At 61.2% G+C, this 18,534-nt stretch carries 12 protein-coding genes and 4 pseudogenes; 9 read left to right on the top strand and 7 right to left on the bottom strand.

Features of this window, described 5'->3' with window-relative positions:
• Positions 1 to 712 precede the first annotated feature (712 nt).
• Positions 713 to 1,945, top strand: a complete 1,233-nt coding sequence (locus AB3X89_RS01555; protein WP_368581484.1) for a hypothetical protein — start codon at positions 713 to 715, stop codon at positions 1,943 to 1,945.
• A 302-nt stretch (positions 1,946 to 2,247) separates the two neighbouring features.
• Here AB3X89_RS01555 and AB3X89_RS01550 read toward each other — a convergent pair whose 3' ends face one another.
• Together AB3X89_RS01550 and AB3X89_RS01545 are read right to left on the bottom strand one after the other, a co-directional pair.
• Entirely contained in the window at positions 2,248 to 2,784 is a 537-nt protein-coding gene (locus AB3X89_RS01550; protein ID WP_368581483.1) for a hypothetical protein, read from the bottom strand.
• Positions 2,781 to 3,359, bottom strand: a complete 579-nt coding sequence (locus tag AB3X89_RS01545; RefSeq protein ID WP_368581482.1) for a hypothetical protein — start codon at positions 3,357 to 3,359, stop codon at positions 2,781 to 2,783. Before AB3X89_RS01545 ends, AB3X89_RS01550 begins: the two co-directional genes overlap by 4 nt.
• Before the next feature lie 409 nt (positions 3,360 to 3,768).
• Here AB3X89_RS01545 and AB3X89_RS01540 point away from each other — a divergent pair.
• Together AB3X89_RS01540 and AB3X89_RS01535 are read left to right on the top strand one after the other, a co-directional pair.
• Positions 3,769 to 3,960 (top strand): annotated as a pseudogene (locus AB3X89_RS01540) (NADP-dependent glyceraldehyde-3-phosphate dehydrogenase); the annotation flags it as partial.
• 1,201 nt (positions 3,961 to 5,161) lie between these two features.
• Positions 5,162 to 5,632 (top strand): PRC-barrel domain-containing protein, encoded by a 471-nt coding sequence (locus tag AB3X89_RS01535; RefSeq protein ID WP_368581687.1) that lies wholly within the window; start codon positions 5,162 to 5,164, stop codon positions 5,630 to 5,632.
• 703 nt (positions 5,633 to 6,335) lie between these two features.
• On the opposite strand, the gene AB3X89_RS01530 is transcribed toward AB3X89_RS01535, so the two are convergent.
• Together AB3X89_RS01530 and AB3X89_RS01525 are read right to left on the bottom strand one after the other, a co-directional pair.
• Positions 6,336 to 7,022, bottom strand: coding sequence for a DUF72 domain-containing protein (locus tag AB3X89_RS01530; protein ID WP_368581481.1), 687 nt, complete (start codon positions 7,020 to 7,022; stop codon positions 6,336 to 6,338).
• Between the two features lie 328 nt (positions 7,023 to 7,350).
• Positions 7,351 to 7,977, bottom strand: a pseudogene (locus AB3X89_RS01525) (PHB depolymerase family esterase); the annotation flags it as partial.
• A 15-nt stretch (positions 7,978 to 7,992) separates the two neighbouring features.
• On the opposite strand from AB3X89_RS01525, the pseudogene AB3X89_RS01520 reads away from it, so the two are divergent.
• Positions 7,993 to 8,115 (top strand): annotated as a pseudogene (locus AB3X89_RS01520) (CopG family transcriptional regulator); the annotation flags it as partial.
• 245 nt (positions 8,116 to 8,360) lie between these two features.
• On the opposite strand, the gene AB3X89_RS01515 reads toward AB3X89_RS01520, so the two are convergent.
• The gene (locus AB3X89_RS01515) at positions 8,361 to 9,014 is read right to left on the bottom strand and encodes a TetR/AcrR family transcriptional regulator (RefSeq protein WP_368581480.1); all 654 of its coding nucleotides are present in this window, start codon (positions 9,012 to 9,014) and stop codon (positions 8,361 to 8,363) included.
• A gap of 147 nt (positions 9,015 to 9,161) precedes the next feature.
• On the opposite strand from AB3X89_RS01515, the gene AB3X89_RS01510 reads away from it, so the two are divergent.
• The 5 genes and pseudogenes from AB3X89_RS01510 to AB3X89_RS01490 all read left to right on the top strand — a co-directional run bounded on the left by AB3X89_RS01510 (position 9,162) and on the right by AB3X89_RS01490 (position 15,054).
• A complete protein-coding gene (locus AB3X89_RS01510) occupies positions 9,162 to 10,100 on the top strand; it encodes an alpha/beta fold hydrolase (protein ID WP_368581479.1) in 939 nt (312 codons plus the stop codon).
• 497 nt (positions 10,101 to 10,597) lie between these two features.
• On the top strand, positions 10,598 to 11,518 hold the full coding sequence (gene rbsK / locus AB3X89_RS01505; protein ID WP_368581686.1) for a ribokinase: 921 nt from the start codon (positions 10,598 to 10,600) through the stop codon (positions 11,516 to 11,518).
• A gap of 53 nt (positions 11,519 to 11,571) precedes the next feature.
• Positions 11,572 to 12,899, top strand: a pseudogene (locus AB3X89_RS01500) (MFS transporter).
• Positions 12,900 to 12,937: 38 nt separating this feature from the next.
• Positions 12,938 to 13,897 carry a dihydrodipicolinate synthase family protein gene (locus tag AB3X89_RS01495; RefSeq protein WP_368581478.1) on the top strand — a complete coding sequence of 320 codons (960 nt, stop codon included), beginning with the start codon at positions 12,938 to 12,940 and terminating at the stop codon, positions 13,895 to 13,897.
• Positions 13,898 to 13,956: 59 nt separating this feature from the next.
• Entirely contained in the window at positions 13,957 to 15,054 is a 1,098-nt protein-coding gene (locus AB3X89_RS01490) for a LacI family DNA-binding transcriptional regulator (RefSeq protein WP_368581477.1), read from the top strand.
• A 309-nt stretch (positions 15,055 to 15,363) separates the two neighbouring features.
• On the opposite strand, the gene AB3X89_RS01485 is transcribed toward AB3X89_RS01490, so the two are convergent.
• Together AB3X89_RS01485 and AB3X89_RS01480 are read right to left on the bottom strand one after the other, a co-directional pair.
• A complete protein-coding gene (locus tag AB3X89_RS01485) occupies positions 15,364 to 17,118 on the bottom strand; it encodes a methyl-accepting chemotaxis protein (protein WP_368581476.1) in 1,755 nt (584 codons plus the stop codon).
• A gap of 553 nt (positions 17,119 to 17,671) precedes the next feature.
• Positions 17,672 to 18,478, bottom strand: coding sequence for an oxidoreductase (locus tag AB3X89_RS01480; RefSeq protein WP_368581475.1), 807 nt, complete (start codon positions 18,476 to 18,478; stop codon positions 17,672 to 17,674).
• Between the last annotated feature and the right edge of the window lie 56 nt (positions 18,479 to 18,534).

Below are 18,534 nucleotides of genomic sequence, written 5' to 3'. Positions count from 1 at the left end.
CGCCGCGGTATGCTGCATGCAACCACGCGTGAAGAAGGAGCATCAGCCCTGATGCCTCACTCGACTTCGTGGCGCGTCGGCCGACGCGTCGCGTGGAGCGCTTTTAGCTCGCACACCCGATGCCGACGGCCAGTAGTGCGAAGATGCCGCACAATTGAGCCCCAAGCAGTGCACCGACCGACGGCTGGAGTTTGTTCATCGAAAACACCACCCGACATCCGTCAACCATGGTCGCCAGCTGTGCTACGTCCCGTGCGGCGTTGTCCCATAAGATTTGATCCGGACAATGGCCGGTGCATCCTTCAGCTCACATTCCAGAATCGACTCCGACGGCGCGCGTCTTATCAGTCTGCAGTTAGCTGAGCGACGTGTTCAAGTGCAAACCGGTGCTAACCGATTGCATCTCGCCGCGACGGGCACCCTTTCGTCAGCTGTTTTTGACGCGAAGCCCGAGCATGGTGGTATGGCGAACTTCGCGACATTGAATGGCTAAAAGTTCCGCTCTGCATTGCGGAGTCGCCTTGTTCAGGGTAGCGGCAGCGGCAACGCTCGACGGAAACCTTATGAAAAACTGAAGCAAATCACGTTTGATACCTGGTGAATACGATACGGACGACTACTTAATGGAAAGCGTATGCTGTAGCGGCGGATTCCACTGTTGCGGACGCATTGACGAAGCTCGACATATTTCAACGATCAGAGGAGGTGGGCGATGCGAAGGTACATTTTGGCAAATGCAATGGCGGTTGCGTCGGTGGCGGTCGTTATTGCGGGCTGTGGCGGCGGGGACAACCTTACAAGCGGGCCGCATTATGTATCGGACATTGCCGTGCCGAACATCAAGACCGGCGTCAACTTTTCGTTTGATATCGGCGTCGTTTCCGGTAGCCATTACTTTTTTACCGACAGAAATAACGCTTCGCTGGATCAGATCGACATTCCGTCGAAGTCGTTCGTCAAGGCAATCCAGGGGAGCGGTCCGCTCGCGTTTACGGGACTTGGACCCGGTCCAAATTCGCAGGCCGGTCCGGACGGCGCGACGCCTGTCGGCAGCCTCATCTATGCGGGGGACGTGAATTCTGTGAAGATCGTCGACCCTGCAGCAGGGGCAGTGATAAGCAAGATAGTGGTCAGCACAACCGGCGTGCGCGCAGATGAAGGTTGTCTGGATCCGACGCATGGCCTGTTCATGATCTCGAGTCCGGAGGAGAACCCGCCCTTCGCGACATTCATCAACACGGCAACTCAGACCGTCGTGGCAAAGGTCACATTCACTGACAACGCGGGTAAACCCACTGCCGGACTCGAAGCCTGCCGGTACGACGCCACGAGCGACAACTTCTACGTGAACGTAGACGGCAGCACGACGAATCCTCATGGTGAACTCGTAAAACTGCCGGGAGCATCTGTTCGGGCAATACCAAACGGCGGCACGCAGAACTATACAACCCTTGCGGGCGTCGCGATGTATGGGGAAGGTAACTGCGATCCTACTGGGTTGGCGCTCGGGCCTGGGAACGATATTGCGGTCGGTTGCCGAGAAGGGACGACTGGCGCGCCGTTGCTCATGCAGATTATCGATCGTTCAAACGGCGCGCTCCTGGCGTCCCTCAACGCGGGTGGAGGTGATCAGCTTGAATACGATGTGTCCACCAATCGCTACTACAACGCGGCAAGCCGTTGGACTTCTTCCGGCAATGCCTCGACGAATGGCGCCTGCTCGGCAGCATCGCCGTGTACGCCAGTACTAACCATTGTCGACGCCGGTTCCCGCAGCGTTGTCACTCGCCTGAACACTGGTAACAATGCGCATTCGGTTGCAATCGACCCGGCGACAGGGCTGATTTTCGTTCCCTACTCTTCGGCGACATCGCCAGCAGGATGCCCGAGTTGCGCCGCAAATGGATTCGTCAATGGCGGGGTCTCGGTGTTCGCCGCAAGGTAGCGTCGATCCACACCCGCTTCCGCTTTGCGGGAGCTGTCGACCCGTGTGCTCTAGCGTGACCATTGATTGAAAGACGTCGCCGCTTCTCGGATGTACAGAGCGACGTTAAATCACTCCTGCTAGCGTGCGATCTATCACGCGGGGCTGTGCTCAACGACGCAGCCCCATCGGGACTGCATCCTGGTCATCGGGGGCTGCCCTGCGCGCGCAAGGTGGACTGCGTCCTCCAGGAACTGCTTACGATGGGGTCGGCCGTCGTTAATGACGGAGGCAAGAAGCAGCGAGAAACACTCGCCGCTTTTTTATTGCAGGTTGCCCCAGCGTGCGACTGCCGGCTCGGCCGTCGCCCACTTCCAGCCGTTGTCCTGCTGGCACGCGCTGGCCGTGAACCACCTCTCGGGCGCGTTCGGGCCGTCTCCGTCCTGCACCGAGAACACGAAGTCTTTGCACAGCGCGAGCGCCGAGTTGACCGCGCGCGTCACGCGCACCTGGCCGTGACCGTTCTCGATCGGCAACGTGTGCTTGACCGACCATGGTTTCGTTTCGCCGACCGGCATCGTGCCGACCAGCGCCGCCATCAGATCCTGCTGGTCTTTGTGCATGCTGCGCATGTAGCGCGCGACCGCTTCGTCGGTGGCGGCCTGCACCGCCACGCCGACGCCGAGCGCGACGGCCGGATTGCTGGTCACGATGCCCGAAGCGACACCCGCCGCCGCGCCGCTCGCGGCGCCGATCGACGCGCAGCCGCTCGCCAGCAGGCTCGCGCCGACGCATAGCGCGCCGGCCGCGACGAGCCGAAGCCGATCACCCCACGGAACGCCAGGCGAACGCAATTTCATTGCAGCGCACCCCAGCGCTCGGTGGCGGGTTCGGCCGACGCCCAACGCCAGTCCTTACCGTCACGGCAAACCGATGCGATGTAAAACGCGCTGCTCGCGGGCTTGTCGCGCGTTGCGGTCTGATCGACGGAAAAAACGATTTCCTTGCAGTCGAGCGCGCCGGTGCTGATCAGGCGGCTGACGGTCACGCGACCGTGCTCGTCGTCTTCGATCGGGAAAGAGTGGGTGATGCTCCAGGGAGCGACCGCCCCGACTTCGAGCGGACCGGCCGCCTGCGCGATGCTGTTCTGCGTATTCGTGTGGACCACGCGCTCCGAATACTGCACGCCGGCGCGCGCGGCGGCGACCGCGCCAAGACCGATACCGGTCGCGACCGCCGCATTGCTGGTGACCTTGCCCGCGACCGCGGCACCCGCGATACCGGCGCCCGCGACCGCGCCTTCCGAGTACAACGAGCTACAGCCGCTCAATGCCGACGATATTGCCAGCGCCAGCGCGATCAGCGCTGTCCCGTGGGGGCGTTTGCCTGTGACAACGGACTTCGCGTTGTCAGCCCACACCAAGTTCTTCTGCATTTCTACCGTCCCTGCCCTACCAGTGCCGTCGATCAAGGCCACACGCGTAACAGTCTGCGGCGATGAGGCTCATATGCGATCGCGTCCACGACAGAAGATTGACCCGTGCACTCGAGGCTTTCCAGGCGCGAGCGCAGTGTGCCACCGCCGACGGAGACACTTGAGCAAACAATGTTCCCATTCTCGGAGAGTGATCTGTGCTCGTCGGCCTCCGGTCGCTGAGACGGAACTATCGAATCGCGACAACCGAACCGATAATGCAAACGGAGTCCGCCTTTTCGGCGGCTTCTGTGCGCACCGCACTAATCTTTCGCTGGCATGGAACGGTGTCGCTACAATTACCTGATTGCCGGCTACGTCGCCTCACCGCCCGTTGCAAACAAGATGGCTGCGACAGGAGCGCTATGATGTCGACGGCGAACTTGGGACCTGGAACGGCGACTGTAAAACGGTGCTCTCGCCTGGCTGCGTTCGGCAAGCGTCGGGCGTGCCATACCAGATAGAGATGGGCAGTTATCGAGTGATGGGCGAAGCGGAGAGCGATGCCGTACTCGTTGCGCCAGTGCTTGCCTACGATCACGGTCGCGGCGAATGGCCGACGAGGACGGTCGCCACTTTGACGTTCAGTCGAGCATCACCGCCATGCATCGGGATATTTAGGAGGGTAGACATTTCTTCTGCTTTCATGGAGCGTCGCATCAGTTTTGCGCTGTGTCGCGTAGCTGGCGATCCGCCAACGCATCAATTCCCACGGGCTGTTAGCTTGTCGCTTGGCCCGATCACGCGGTCGACATGGACCGCGCAACAACGTACGGCGACCGGTGTCGGGGCAAGTCTGTCAGTTTGCATTGCGGCAGCGAATCGCTAGCTGCGTAGTCGAAAGGCGGGCTGTGTCGCGTGGACGTCAGCCTCGCGCGATGTTGACGCCGCGTGCAACCCGCTGTTATCGCTACCGGTCATCTTGCCTTGGGCTGTTCCGTGGTTTATTGACGTCGCTGTTCGCGCCGTCACGGGTACCCATATTCAGACCATTGGCCTTGCCGCGCCTGGAAGGCACCGTCGCAGGGCCACTGGCCGCTCCACTGCCCATGACATTCGGTGAATCGGATTCCCTCCCACTGGGGGTCTTCATCCAACCGGCGCCGCCATGGGATGTTGCGGCCGCTTCTGCTCTGCCGCCTTGTGCATATGTAGTTGCCGACAGCGCCATCACTAGAGCCGAAGCGAAAAACGTGTTAGCTGGATGTTTCATGGCTCACTCAAAAGAAGATATCTCATGTCAGCGTCTGCGGTTCACTTGAAGGAGGCGCCGCAAGCCGCGTGCCTTCTGTCGCTGACTAGTCGCCGTTGCCAATGCAAGCTGGTCATGAAATCAACAGCAGACCGTAGGCAGCGCGTAATGTCTCGAAAAGGCCACTATGCGTCTGTCCGTCGCCATGGCCGACGCTGGGCAGCGTCCTGCCTTGCAGCGGGCCGCTCGTGGGCTCCCGTTTCTCGCGGCTCTTTGGCATGGATTGGCGTGTGCTTCGTAAGAACTGCTTCGTCATTTCCGCGGGTCCATTCCCCTCTACAACACATGACAAACCTCAATAGAGGTCTCAGGCTTGGTCGTTGCCGCGAACGTTTGCCGCGTTCACATTGATAGGCATTCTGAGCCTGCTGGCACGACCTGAACTGCACAAATCTCACCGTTCGTCCCAGCCCCTCGACGACCGTTTCTTCGGTTGCGAAACAGATACTAACTTCCTTTGGGCACGCGCCTTGCGCACCAATAGAGCACAATTTTTTGATGGAGGTGAATGATGGGCTCAATCAACCCGCAAGGCACTCAAAGCGGAGCCAACATCGTCGGCGGAGGCGTCGGCGAAGGCCCGGGTCCGGAGGTCATGGCTGCAGCGACGCTCGACGGCACCAAGGTGATGTCTTCCGACGGCGAACACGTCGGGAAGATTTCAGACATCATGCTCGATGTCCGCAACGGTCGCATCGCCTACGCAGTGCTCTCCGAGGGCGGCTTCCTTGGCATGGGTTCGAACCTTCACGCCATCCCGTGGAGCGCGCTCACTCTCGATACGGACCAGAAGTGCTTTTTTGTTGATATTGCGGCGCAGCGCCTCAAGGACGATCCCGGCTTCGACAAGGACCACTGGCCGGCGATGGCAGATGCGAAGTGGGGAGAGACAACCTACAGCTACTACAACAGGAAGCCGTACTGGTCCGCAACCCAGGAGGTCGTAGAAAGCGACCCAACGTTCCGGCCGAGCGAGCATTAAATTAAAAGACTATGGCGTTAGCCGTCCGCGGTAAATGCCTTATCTGCCACTCAGCGCCTATGCCGCCGTGACCTGCTTTGGTGGCCTAGGCGCATTGCTTGAAGTACCAGACGCGCGGAAAAACGTCCCCTGCAACCAGGATGGTTTCGCTGCCTCCCTTCGCTGCTTCGCCGAGCTTGGCCAACGGTTCGACCGCGGCAGATATTTTCTAATGGCGGTGCCGCGACCGGGGTGGCTGTGCGCGACTGGATCGATACGCGGGGCTAAATCCCGCAGCATCTTCTCGCTCTGACCGCGAATGGCCGGCCTCCAGATCAATCGCTCTCCCTTGCACTTGTATGCGAGACGCCTGTCAGCCGAAGCGCATCGCTGCAGATGCGCCCCATGTCCTGCGGGGCCAAGCTGACTGGCGACGTGTCACCCAGCCGTCCGCGGGTGAAAACGAGGAGGTCATCAATCACCTCGTTCATGCGAATCGAGCCGCGTTGTACGCGCGCCGCAGCTCTCAGGCTGGATGGCGCATGTCGGCCGCGATGCCTGCCAGGATTCGGCGGCTGAATCACGCAGCTGGGTCTCGGAAAGGTAAGCGCTCTCGTGGCTGATCGCACGGGCATTTTTGGCCCAGTCGTCTATCAACCGACCTTTGGCATCCTGATGGACTCTTGAAGAGACGTGGGCGCCAGGATCTCCTCGACGGGCTATCTCAGCAAGCGGCCCCCTCCAGCTTCTCCATCAGTGTTAGAGCGTTAGGAACCGCCTGGCCGCGCGCGGTATTGTCGAAAATACACCAGACCTCGGACGCAGAGGATCGAGCCTCCAAGAGCCGCGCAGCCACCGCTTCGATGAACGCCTCGTCGTATGCCGAATAATAGATCTCTGGCGAGCCATGCAGACGGACGTACAGCGTCCCCGGATCACCCACCGGTTCGACGCCGGCGATTGGCGAAGGATGCGCGCGCACGCAGGCGATCCCAGCGCTTTTCAGTGTTTGCGCGCCCTCCTCGGTAAACCATGTGGCATGGCGCGGTTCGCAGACGATATGCGCTGCCGTGAGGCTACGCATCAGGGTAAAAAAATCTCGTGTCGCGACTTCATCGAACGCCAGGCTGGGTGGCAGTTGCAGCAACAGGCACCCCAATTTTCTGCCCAACGGTGTGACCTCCTGCACGAAATCGCTGACGGGCGCATCCGCGTCGCGCAACCTGAGCTCGTGCGTAATCCTCCGCGGAACCTTGACAGAGAACCGGAATGCATCGGGTACGCTTGCAGCCCATCGGGCATAGGTTTCCGGCCGGTGCGAACGATAGAACGACGAATTGATTTCAACCGAAGAAAAGATTTGCGCATATCGTTCGAGATGGCTACCCCGCGCGGGAAAGCGGGCCGCCACGTTGGCTGACAGTCCCCATCCAGCACATCCGATTCGTATCGGCGATGCAGTGGAAGGACTCTCGCAATGCTTCACATGGATCGGGGGGTTTCGATTCAGCAAGGTCGGCGCCAATGTTGGGTTCGTCGGTCCGCAGCGTTATCGACAGATTCTACTGATCGCGGCGAACCTGCTGTTCTCGCTGCCCCTCCCTGGGGGCCATGCCTGGGCATCCTCGCGGTGAGTTTTTGATCGGTCTGCACGTTTAGCGGTTCAGAGGCGGGTTTGCTCAGCAATCGGCGTGGTGACAATAACAGCCCGGGTCCATTTCGCGGCCCGCGTCATCTGCTCATCGCCGCTGAGGGTGCGCAAGAAAGAATCGCAGCGTTTCCGCACTTGCGTCAGGACCGACGGGGTCGGTGTAGCTGCCCCTCGCATTGCCGCCTGCCCACGCGTGCGGCCCTCCGTGAATAGTCCACAGTTCGGCATCGATACCGTCCGCTGAAACCAGCTGGGATACGGTGCAGGCACGTCGACCTGTATCGTTCCGACGCTGTTCGCGGCCGCCATGCGGTCGTGCGACGAAACCATGAACAAGCTGCATGGCATTTTGTATGTGAACAGCGGCGTCCGCATATCCGTGGAAGACGATGACTGGCCGTTTCGGCGATGAAGTGACAGCGTCCATGGCATGCCGCGCCTGTCTGGAACGCCTGCCGCCCTTCATCGCCGCGAGCGCGGATGGAAGATCGTGTGCGCATCGAGCCGGAAGACCGGAATGCACCCCCGCCGCCGCATACAGTTCGGGATACGTGTCAATCATGATCGCCGCCATTGCGCCACCCGCGGACAGACCTGCGACGTACACGCGTTCAGGATCGACGTTGTGGGCTGCGATAATTTCCCGTGTTATGCCTGCGATCAATGACGGTTCACCGCGTTCGCAATGCTGATCATCGGGTTTGAACCAGTTCCAGCCGTGCAGCATCACGCCAGCATCGCTGGCGACGTCACCCCGGAACTCGCACTCGCTACCATCGAAAGCGTCGTGGAGTTGGGGGCCTTTCACGCCTCGACTGCGGTCAAGACGGCGCTCGCCGACAGAATCCGCTAGCAGCGCAACGTCTGGCACTCAATCGCTAACGGACCAACAGAATGAAACTTGAAGTGGAGGACCGGCCGGTTGGTCAGGCAATCCACGGCATTCGGCGATGCCAGCATTCTTGGAAAACGTCGAACTTCGTGCCACAGAAGCTGAAAATCACTTGGACCTCGTGACGCCGCATTTTCAGCGGCTCGACGCTGGACTCACATGCAACGCGATCCGAATCTTCGAGAGCTCGACTGCCCCGTAAATCCTCACGATGCTTTGGCAGTATTCAAGTTTTGGCCCAGAGGCGAAAACGACAGCAGCCGCACTGTGTCCTCGATCAGGCTATTGCGGTCGGACTCTCCGTTTTTCATCAGCCGTACGAGTCGATGATCGAGAAGCAGCATCGACAGGCCATGCACGAAAGACCAGACGAAGACCGCGATCGAGCGCTGGCTCGCCCCATCGAGTTGAATAGCGGCGATTTCACGTTCCAGAACATACAGCGCGCAGTCGTTGGGGGCTGACGGCGTCTTGCCGTGCTGGTCGGCCGGCAGCGGCGGCCCGAACATGACTCGAAAGCGCTCCGGCCGGTCCAATGCGAAATCGACATAGACACGCGCGACACAGCGTAAGCGCTCTGCAGGGCCGCCCTCGATCCCGGCCAGCGCCGTTTCCAAGCGCTCTGCCAATTCTTCCACGCCTTTCTTGGCAATCGCGGCCAACAGGCCATTCATATTCGAAAAATGATGCGCGGGCGCGGCTTTAGAAACGCCGGCTCGCCGCGCACATTCGGCCAGCGTAAAGCCGGCCACACCTTGCTCCTCAAGCAGCGCTTCGCCCGTTTTGATCAGGGCCGAGCGCAGATCGCCGTGGTGATATGACGATTTGGTCGGAGTGGATGAATTTTGATCGGAAAGCATCTTGACGGAGTTAAGATGGCTGCATAAGATTCCATCTTACCGTCGTTCAGATGGAATTGCTAGGTCTTTGGTGTTTTATGCGGGCTGCGAACCTTGGAAGTCTGAACGGCTTTCGCCAACGTCGTCGCGACCGAGTGAGATTTGCAAATGCTGAATTCAACGATAAGTAGTACAAGTCATTTAACGTACTTACCACCGACCGATAACTGGAAAACACAGACACAGGAGCGGAAAGTCCTGACTGCGTTTGGCAAGATCAACGTTCGTACCGGTGGCAGTCAGGACGGCCGCACGATGGTTTTCTGGCCGAGCCTTATGCTAGACGCCTCCATGTGGAGTTATCAGTTCGATCACTTCGCGGCCGACTATCGCATTGTGCTTATCGATCCGCCGGGGATCGGCGGATCGGATGCGTTGCGCCGTCCGATTACCGTTGAGGATTCCGTTGCGTGTCTGAAAGAGATACTCGACGCACTCAAAGTGAAATGCTGCATCCTCGTCGGCAATTCTTGGGGATCTTTGGTCGCAGGCGTTGCAGCTGCAGATCTGCGGGAGCGCGTAGAGGCAGCAGTCATCACCAATGGCACCGCTTCTGCATCGACGCCGGAACTCATCGAGCAGATGAGCAGCATAGCCGACGCGCTAGAAGACTGCGAGACCGCCCCTGACTGGCTGCTGCCCGCCGTACGGCAAGGGTTCGGCGGGCAAACGGCCGAGGCTCGTCACCCTGAATTTCTGGCCTACCTCGGCCGAATAATGCAGGAAGATCCCGTGTCGATCGCGTTCGCCATCAAAGGCATATTGCTCGCCCGCGAAGATTTGCACGCCACGATGCGGCGGATCCGTGACGTGCCGGTCCTCGTCATCGCGGGCAGTGAGGATCGAATTTTCGATGTCGCTCAGACGCAAAGGCTGGTCGATGCGATCGCCGGCAGCGAATTCGTGCTGCTGCCGGAGACTGGCCATCTTGCTGCGCGGGAGAACCCCGTGGCCGTCAATGCAGCGATCGACGCTTTTCTGGCCGCTCGGATAACGCGATTACGAGACCCATCTGCAGAGCCTTGGAACGTCCGGCCGGCAGTCTGAAAAATATTTTCCGTATGTGCGTCAGCAGTTCTTCACTTACGTGGCGCAGCTCTGATCTGCGCTTGCTTCAAGTGTTACCTTTGCTTGTCGACGGCACTTCTCGTTAAGAATCTGATGACGCCGATGGTCCGTCATCTTCTTCCGCCCCGGATTTCGTCACTAAGGTGAACAGCTGACGAACTAGACGTGTTGCTTGCCCCCTTTGAATGTCCGCCTCCAGCTTGCGGCCGTTCGACCGGGGAACTTGTCAACGACAGAAGTGGGTCGGCAGTACACACTGCTGACCGGCCGCTGGTGACACAGCGCTTCATCAGCTTTTGAGGGACTTCCCGAAGGTCGCGCCTTTTCGATTGCGTCGGCGTGCCTTGGCGAGTAATGTAAGCGCTAACACGTCCCATATTGCAACGTTCACCGGTCCTCATTGCATGTCATCCCTGAAAACAGCCGAAGATGTAAGCGCTAACACGCGTTCTACCGAAGCATCCTCTTCGGTCCGGATCATCGTCGCAGGTAGCGCGAACATGGATCTCGTGGTGCACGCGGAGCGTCTGCCCGCGCGGGGGGAAACCTTGCTCGGCGGCGCGTTCGCTACATTCGCCGGCGGCAAGGGCGCCAATCAGGCTGTCGCGGCGGCGCGTCTCGGCGCTTCGGTGGCGATGCTCGGCTGCATCGGAGACGACGACTTCGGCGCGCATCTCCGCGCGCGTATGGACAGCGAGCACATCGATACGGCGCAGCTGCACACGGTGGACGACATGTCGACCGGCATCGCCGCCATCACGGTGGCCGCGGACGGTGCGAATACGATCGTCGTTTCGCCGGGCGCCAACGCCGCGCTTACGCCCGCCCACGTCGATGCGGCGCAAGACGCCATCGGGGCCGCCGGCATGCTGATTTGCCAACTCGAGGTGCCGCTCGACACGGTGCGGCACGCAATTTCGGTCGCAGCAAGGCTCGGCACGCCTGTGCTATTGAACCCGGCTCCGGCGCAGCCGCTTCCGGACACGCTGTATCGCCAGGTGGCTTTTATCGTGCTCAACGAGACCGAGGCCCACTTGCTGACGGACGTGCCCGTCGATGGCCCGGCGTCCGCGCGCGAAGCCGCAGCACACCTGCGCGCGAAAGGCGTGGAGACGGTGATCGTCACCCTCGGCGCCGAGGGCGTCTGGTACGCGACAAGCGGAGAAGAAGGTCACCTGCCCGCGCCGCGCGTCGATGCGATCGACACCACCGCGGCCGGCGACACCTTCGTCGGCGGCTTCGCAGCCGAGCGCGTGCGCGGCGCCAGCATCCGCGATGCGATCGACTTCGGACAGCGGGCCGCAGCGCTCAGCGTCACGCGTCAAGGCGCGCAGGCATCCATTCCGACGCAGGCCGAAGTGCGGGCACAACCCGCCTTCCCGGCAACGGTTCGATAGACCCGGCTACGCGAGATCGCAGCCGATCCACAACACAACATGGAGACGACAGCATGAACCCAACCCCCGTGTCCGAGCAGGCACCGCCGCGCGTGCGCCGCGCCCAGATCGTGGCGCTGACGCTGCTGATGGTGAGTGGCATCGTGAACTATCTTGATCGCGGCACGCTCGCGGTCGCGAATCCGCTGATCCGCTGATCCGCAAGGATCTTGGTCTGTCGCTCGGCGAAATGGGGTTGCTGCTGTCGGCGTTCTCCTGGAGCTACGCGCTCTTTCAACTGCCGGTCGGCGGCCTCGTCGATCGCATCGGACCGCGCAGGCTGCTCGGCGTCGGCCTGATCATCTGGTCGCTCGCGCAAGCCGCGGGCGGCATCGTGTCCACCTTCGGCTGGTTCGTCGTCGCGCGCATCGTGCTCGGCATCGGCGAGTCGCCGCAGTTTCCGTCGGCGGCGCGCGTCGTGAGCAACTGGTTTCCGCTGCGCGCGCGAGGCAAGCCGACCGGCATCTTCAATTCCGCGTCGCCGCTAGGCACGGCGCTCGCACCGCTGTGCCTGTCGGTGCTCGTCGTCGAATTTCATTGGCGCTGGGCCTTCATCGTTACCGGCGCGCTCGGTCTCGTGGTCGCGGTGATCTGGCTCGCCATCTATCGTGACCCGAACCCCGCTGCGCTCACTGCGGAGGAACTGCGCTACCTCAAGGGCGACGCCGTGGAGACGAAGCCTGCCGAGCAGCTCAGCTTCGCCGACTGGCGCGCGCTGTTCTCGAACGTAACGACTTGGGGGATGCTGATCGGCTTCTTCGGCTCGGTCTATCTGAACTGGGTTTATCTGACCTGGCTGCCCGGCTACCTGACGACAGAGCGCCACATGACCCTGATGCACACGGGGATCGCGGCCTCAATACCCTTCTTCTGCGGCTTTCTAGGTGCGCTTTGCGCAGGCTGGTTCTCCGACTTCATCACCAAGAAGAGCGCCTCGCCGGTGGCGAGCCGACGCAACGCGGTCGTCATCGCGATGCTCGGCATGGTGGCGTTCACCGTGCCGGCTGCACTCGTCGAAAGCAACACGATCGCCATCGTCTGCATCTCGGTCGTAATCTTTCTCGCCAATGCGGCATCAGCCTGCTCATGGGCACTGGCAACCGCGGCAGCACCCGCTAACCGCGTCGGCTCGCTCGGCGCCATCCAGAACTTCGGCGGCTTTCTCGGCGGCGCACTCGCGCCCATTCTCACGGGCTATATCGCGCAGGCGTGGTCCTTCGTGCCGGCATTGCTGACGGCTGCGGGAATCGCCTTCGTCGGCGCAATGAGCTATCTCTTCCTCGTGCGCAAGCCGATCGAGGTCGAGGTCGAGCCGGGTACGCCGGCGCGCGCTCACGCCTGAGAAGCGTCATATTCAATTCTCAAGAGGACAACACCGACATGACCCTCCCCACTTCCCTGCCGCGCTCGACGCCCTCGATCGAAGGCATCGTTCCCGTCATGCTGACGCCTTTCGACGACGCCGGCACCATCGACTATGCCGGGCTCGAACGATTGATCGAGTGGTATCTCGCGCATGGCTCGGACGCGCTCTTCGCGGTCGCCCAGTCGAGCGAAATGCAATTCCTGAGCCTCGCCGAACGCGCCGCGCTCGGCCGCTTCGTGGTCGAGCGCGTGGCCGGCCGCGTGCCGGTCGTGGTCTCAGGCCATATCAGCGACGATCCGGACGCGCAAGCCGAGGAGCTGAACGCGGCCGCGGCGACGGGCGCGGACGGCATCGTGCTGGTGACGAACCGGCTCGATCCGCGCCGCGAAGGCACAGAAGCGTTCTCGGCGAACCTGCATCGCCTGATGAGCCGCCTGCCCTCGGACATTCCGCTGGGGCTGTACGAGTGCCCCGCCCCTTATCGGCGCCTGCTGTCCGACGACGAACTCAAGATGTGCATTGATACCGGCCGCTTCGTGATGCTGAAGGACGTCAGCTGCGATCTCGACACCGTGAAGCGCCGCGTCGCGCTGGCGAAGGGCTCGCCGATGAAGATCCTGAACGCGAATGCCGCGATCGCTTGGGACGCGATGAAAGCCGGCTCGGCAGGTTTCAACGGTGTGTTCACGAACTTTCATCCGGACCTGTACAACTGGTTGCGCAACCGCGCCGACGAGAACCCGGCGCTCGCACAGGAGCTTTCGATCTTTCTCGTACTCGCGGCGGTATCGGAGGCGCTCGGCTATCCGGCGCTCGCGAAGATGTATCACCAGCGGATCGGCACGTTTCAGTCGATTCGTTGCCGCGCGATCGACTACGACGTGCGCGAGCGCTTCTGGGCGCTCGACGCGGTGCTCGACAGGATCGTCGAAGGCACCGAGCATTTCCGTTCGCGCATCGCCGCGGGGATTTGACCCATCAGTCACCCCGCCGCGGGTAAGATGACGGGCGTTCTTTTCGAATCACACCGTTGATGGCTCGCTCCTCTGACTCCGCCTCCACTCTCGAAGAACCGTCGCCGACCGGACGTTCGGCCGGCGGGCGCGCCCGCCGCGGCGCGGGCCGCCCTGTCCTGTCGGATGTCGCAAAACGCGCGGGCGTGTCAACGGCGACGGTATCGCGCGTCTACAACGAGCCCAGCAAGGTGTCCGACAGCGTGCGCGAGCGCGTCGAACAGGCCGCACTGGAGCTGAACTGGTTTCCGAATGCGGCCGGGCGCGCGCTCGCGTCCACCCGCAGTCACATCGCGGGCATCGTGATTCCGACGCTCGACGATCAGGTGTTCGCCTCGCAGGTGAGCGGCATGCAGGCGGAGTTCGCCGCGCGCGGCATCACGCTTTTTCTCGGCTGTTCGAACTACAACCCCAATGAAGCGCTCTCGCAGGTTCACGCGATGCTCGCGCGTGGCGTGGAGGCGATCGCGGTCGTGGGCGAAGCGCATCCGCCGGAACTCTTCGAAGCGCTGCGCGTGTGGCGCGTGCCTTACGTCGTGCTCTATGCGTGGCGCGAGGGAAGCACCCACGATTGCATCGGCTTCGACAACCGTGCGGCCTATGAGCAGATCACCGAACATCTCGTCGGGCTCGGACACCGGTCATTCGCGGTCTGCATCCAGCCGACGCGGGATAACGACCGCGTGCAGGCGCGACTCGCGGGAATTCGCGTCGCGCTCGAACGTCATGGTCTCGCGGTTCGGCCTGAGCATCTGATCGAAGGCGAATCCACACTCGATTTTGGAAGGCGGGCGTTGCGTGCGCTCTGGCAACAACCGGGGCCGCGTCCAACCGCGGTGATCTGCGGCAACGATCATATTGCGCTGGGCGTCTTGCGCGAGGCGGAAGACCTCGGCATCGCGATTCCTGAGCAGCTTTCGGTCACCGGCTTCGACGATCTCGCGATCGCGCGCGAAGCGCGGCCGCCTCTGACGACGATGCACGTGGACACGCGCGAGATCGGCACGGTCGCCGCGAAGCATCTGCTCGATGCGCTGGATGGACGACCGACGCGGCAAGGGTATGCGGTGCCGGCGGAATTGAAAGTGCGCGGGTCAACCGGGCCGTGCGTGGGATGACCGTTGTTGATGTCCTGCTGCCTGGGGCACGAAGGTCTGCTCTTCGAAGGTTGCGCACGCGCGCCGCATCTAGCCAACATCTATCGCCGCCCACGAGCAGCATGCCCGCAATTTGGCAGGCTGCTCCGGCCCGAACTCGTGCTGCTGCCGCCGCCGATCCGCTCAGGCGGCAACACCCCACTGAGGCCCGCAGCGATCGGCAGCGTGCTGTTCGCACTCTTGCTCATGCGCTTTCGCAATACACGCGATCAAATGGCCTGACGCCGGCGCGGGGGATCCACGCAGCCTGGGGTGTCGCCACTGCGCGTGTCAGAACGTGTCCCAGCTTTCTCCGTTGACTGTGGTGGCTGCAGCGGCGCGTGTCGCATTAGCCGTCACCGCGACCGGCCTCGTGTTGGCTAAGGTATTCCGGGGTGCACGCGGCGCAGTCCGCGCCCGTGCCACCGGGACGCTTGCCGGGGCAACGGGTCTGCCCGGTGCGTGCGCAGCGGCCTGGGAATCCAGACGGAAGAACGACACGGCCTGGTTCAGCTGCCGGCCCTGATCCTCGAGCGATTTCGACGCCGCCGCCGCTTCTTCCACCAGCGCGGCATTCTGCTGCGTCACTTCGTCCATCTGCGTGATTGCCTGATTGACCTGCTCGATCCCGCGGCTCTGCTCGGTCGACGCGGCTGCGATTTCCCCCATGATGTCGGTCACCCGCGCCACGGCCTGTGTCACCTCCGCCATCGTCTTCCCCGCCTCGTTGGCAAGCGACGACCCATTCTGGATCTTCTGCACGGACGCGTTGATCAGATCCTTGATCTCCTTCGCGGCACTGGACGAGCGCTGAGCGAGGTTGCGGACTTCGCTCGCGACCACCGCGAACCCACGTCCCTGCTCGCCTGCACGGGCGGCCTCCACCGCGGCATTCAGCGCGAGGATGTTGGTCTGGAAGGCGATCCCCTCGATGATCCCGGTGATATCCGCGATCCTGGTGGAACTCGTCCTGATTTCGCTCATCGTATCGACCACCTCGCCAACGACCTGATTGCCCCGTCCCGCCACTTCGGATGCGTTGGCCGAGAGCGAGCTCGCCTGCTGTGCGTTTTCGGCATTCTGCTTCACCGTCGACGTCAGCTCCTCCATGCTTGCGGCGGTTTCCTGCAGTGACGCAGCCTGCTGTTCCGTACGCGTGGAAAGATCCACGTTGCCAGACGCGATCTGGCTCGAACCCGTCGCGATATTGTCAGCCGAAGTACGAACCTGACCGATCAGGTGAACGAGGCTGACCTGCATCTTGCCCATCGAGGCGAGCACGCTTCCGGTCGGCGCACTGTTCGCCCCCGGCACCGGGCTCAGGTCGCCGCCGGCCACGCGCTGCGTCACTTCGACCAGTGCCGTGGGCTCGGCGCCCAAAGCGCGTAGCAGGCTGCGGGTGATGACTGCGCCTGCCACGACCGCCAGCACGAGCGCAACCAGACAGATTGCAATCAACAGATTCCGCTGAGTCGCGAATTGATCGCTCGATTCGCGGACCAGTTGTTGGGCGCGTTCACGGGTGAAGTTCTCGTACTCGTTGGACGCCTTGATCAGGGCCGAAAGAAGTGGCCTGCATTGGGTATCGATTGCCGCAATCGCCGCGTCGCGCTGATTGCTCACCGCCAGCCTGTTGATTTCCAGGGCCACGGGACGGTAAAGCGCCTCGATCCTGGGAAGTTCAGCCGCGAGTCTGCGTGCCTTGTCGGTCATGTCGGAAGCGCCCGCTACCATGGTATTGAACTTTTCCAGGTTAGCCTCGACTCTGCGTTCAGCGTCGATGACGGCGGCCTTTTCAAGTTCGATGTCGGCAGGCGTGGTGACCAGCACCAGATTGCGCACCGCCACGGCCCGATCATCCACTGCAGTGCGGACAGCTTCAGCCACTGTGGCTCGTGCGTTAATACCATTGATGTAGCCGGAAAAGCGGTCATTCGCGTCGTTCAGCTCCTTCAAGGCGAGTCCTGAAACAATCAGTACAACAACGGCCAATGCTCCGAAAGCAACCGTAAGCTTTGTCTTCACGGACAAGTTATTCAGGATCATTTTTCGCTTCCATTTTCGACGGAAAGATACGTAAATGCGGGCGATCGTTGTTGATGCCCGAGTCACGCACCGGTATGCGGCCGCGCCCGTGGAAACTGATGCGCCTCGCATATGTATTTACGGCGGCGGACTTAATGAACTGAAGCCAGGATTGACCCGTCGATCAATTGCGCAAACGTTGGCGCGGCATTGATTTGTACTATCGCGATTTAGGTATTGTTTAAGCGCGTTTTTATCAGACGAAATAGGATCGGCTAATATGGAGATCACACCAATTTTCTCTGGCGTTGTAAATAAATCGTGATCTTCGCGAAAGCGATTTTTAAATTCGGTTGGCAGTCCCGACATGAGTTTGCGAGGGAACGGCGCCATTCGCGCGAGACCACGCTTGCCGCCCCGTGCAACCAAACCGTTCCCGCGAAGGTTCTTACCGAGCGTTCCAGTCAGTGATCGGAATTGCGGTCATAGGGCTCGTCCGGCAATTAGGTGCGCCGGATCTTTTCGCAGAAAGCTCATTTAAATTCTGGTTGTGACGTGAAGTCGGTAGGCAACATCACGAGAGTCCAAATGTCTTTCTCAGGTTTGCGTCGACGGGTCCGGCAGGCATGAAGCGACGCAATTTGCTTAGCAGAGAAGCCTGGCCTTTAGGAGTGCCCCTCATTCTCCATGCGCCCAACGCGGCATCGACAATCGTGGTTGCAACGCCATCAGGCGCTGGCGCCTCATCGACGTTCTTTTGAATCGCGCGGGACACGATGGCGCGCTCATCGTCATAGGCTGCAATTTTGGAAGCCGCATGCGGTGCATTGAGATCCAGATTGGTTCTGGTATAGGAAGGCTCGACAAGCACCACGCGGATTCCTAACTTGCGCACCTCATGATCCAAGGTTTCAGACATTCCCTCGACGGCATGCTTGGATGCTGAATAGAGCCCCATGTACGGAGCCGGAAGGAAGCCGAGCACTGAGCTCACATTGACGATTCTTCCCGAACGTTGCGAGCGCATGTGCGGCAGTACCGCTTGTGTTGTGCGCAAGATACCAAAAACGTTGGTATCGAATAGCGACTGAGCCTCGGCAATCGACGTTTCTTCCGTCGCGCCGAGCAGCGTCACGCCCGCGCTATTGACAAGCACGTCGATGCGCCCGGCTTCTGCGATGACGCTCTGGACTGCCCGTTGCACTGAGGCGTCGTTACAGACATCCATCTCGACCAGCACCACACCGGGGATCGATTGTGTGGTTGTAGCGTTGCGTACGGTGCCGAATACCCGGCAACCCTGCCTGGCAAACTTCTCCGCGGTGGCTCGTCCGATCCCCGACGACACACCGGTAACCACGACGACTTTGGAATTGGACATGACAGTTTCCTTCAATGCACGTGAATGGGAATAAAAGGCGGATCAGCCGCTCCGAT

Origin of the sequence: Paraburkholderia sp. BR14320, assembly GCF_040948665.1 — a bacterium.
In the GTDB taxonomy this organism is placed as follows: domain Bacteria; phylum Pseudomonadota; class Gammaproteobacteria; order Burkholderiales; family Burkholderiaceae; genus Paraburkholderia; species Paraburkholderia youngii.
The sequence above is the reverse complement of the archived record's forward strand: the minus strand, read 5'-3'. Positions and strand labels throughout refer to the sequence as shown.

Coding starts and splice junctions, on each gene's coding strand:
- AB3X89_RS01515 (WP_368581480.1), bottom strand. CDS start 9,014: ATGCTTTCCGATCAAAATTCATCCACTCCGACCAAATCGTCATATCAC.
- AB3X89_RS01555 (WP_368581484.1), top strand. CDS start 713: ATGCGAAGGTACATTTTGGCAAATGCAATGGCGGTTGCGTCGGTGGCG.
- AB3X89_RS01495 (WP_368581478.1), top strand. CDS start 12,938: ATGACCCTCCCCACTTCCCTGCCGCGCTCGACGCCCTCGATCGAAGGC.
- AB3X89_RS01510 (WP_368581479.1), top strand. CDS start 9,162: ATGCTGAATTCAACGATAAGTAGTACAAGTCATTTAACGTACTTACCA.
- AB3X89_RS01535 (WP_368581687.1), top strand. CDS start 5,162: ATGGGCTCAATCAACCCGCAAGGCACTCAAAGCGGAGCCAACATCGTC.
- AB3X89_RS01550 (WP_368581483.1), bottom strand. CDS start 2,784: ATGAAATTGCGTTCGCCTGGCGTTCCGTGGGGTGATCGGCTTCGGCTC.
- AB3X89_RS01490 (WP_368581477.1), top strand. CDS start 13,957: ATGGCTCGCTCCTCTGACTCCGCCTCCACTCTCGAAGAACCGTCGCCG.
- AB3X89_RS01480 (WP_368581475.1), bottom strand. CDS start 18,478: ATGTCCAATTCCAAAGTCGTCGTGGTTACCGGTGTGTCGTCGGGGATC.
- AB3X89_RS01485 (WP_368581476.1), bottom strand. CDS start 17,118: ATGATCCTGAATAACTTGTCCGTGAAGACAAAGCTTACGGTTGCTTTC.
- AB3X89_RS01545 (WP_368581482.1), bottom strand. CDS start 3,359: ATGCAGAAGAACTTGGTGTGGGCTGACAACGCGAAGTCCGTTGTCACA.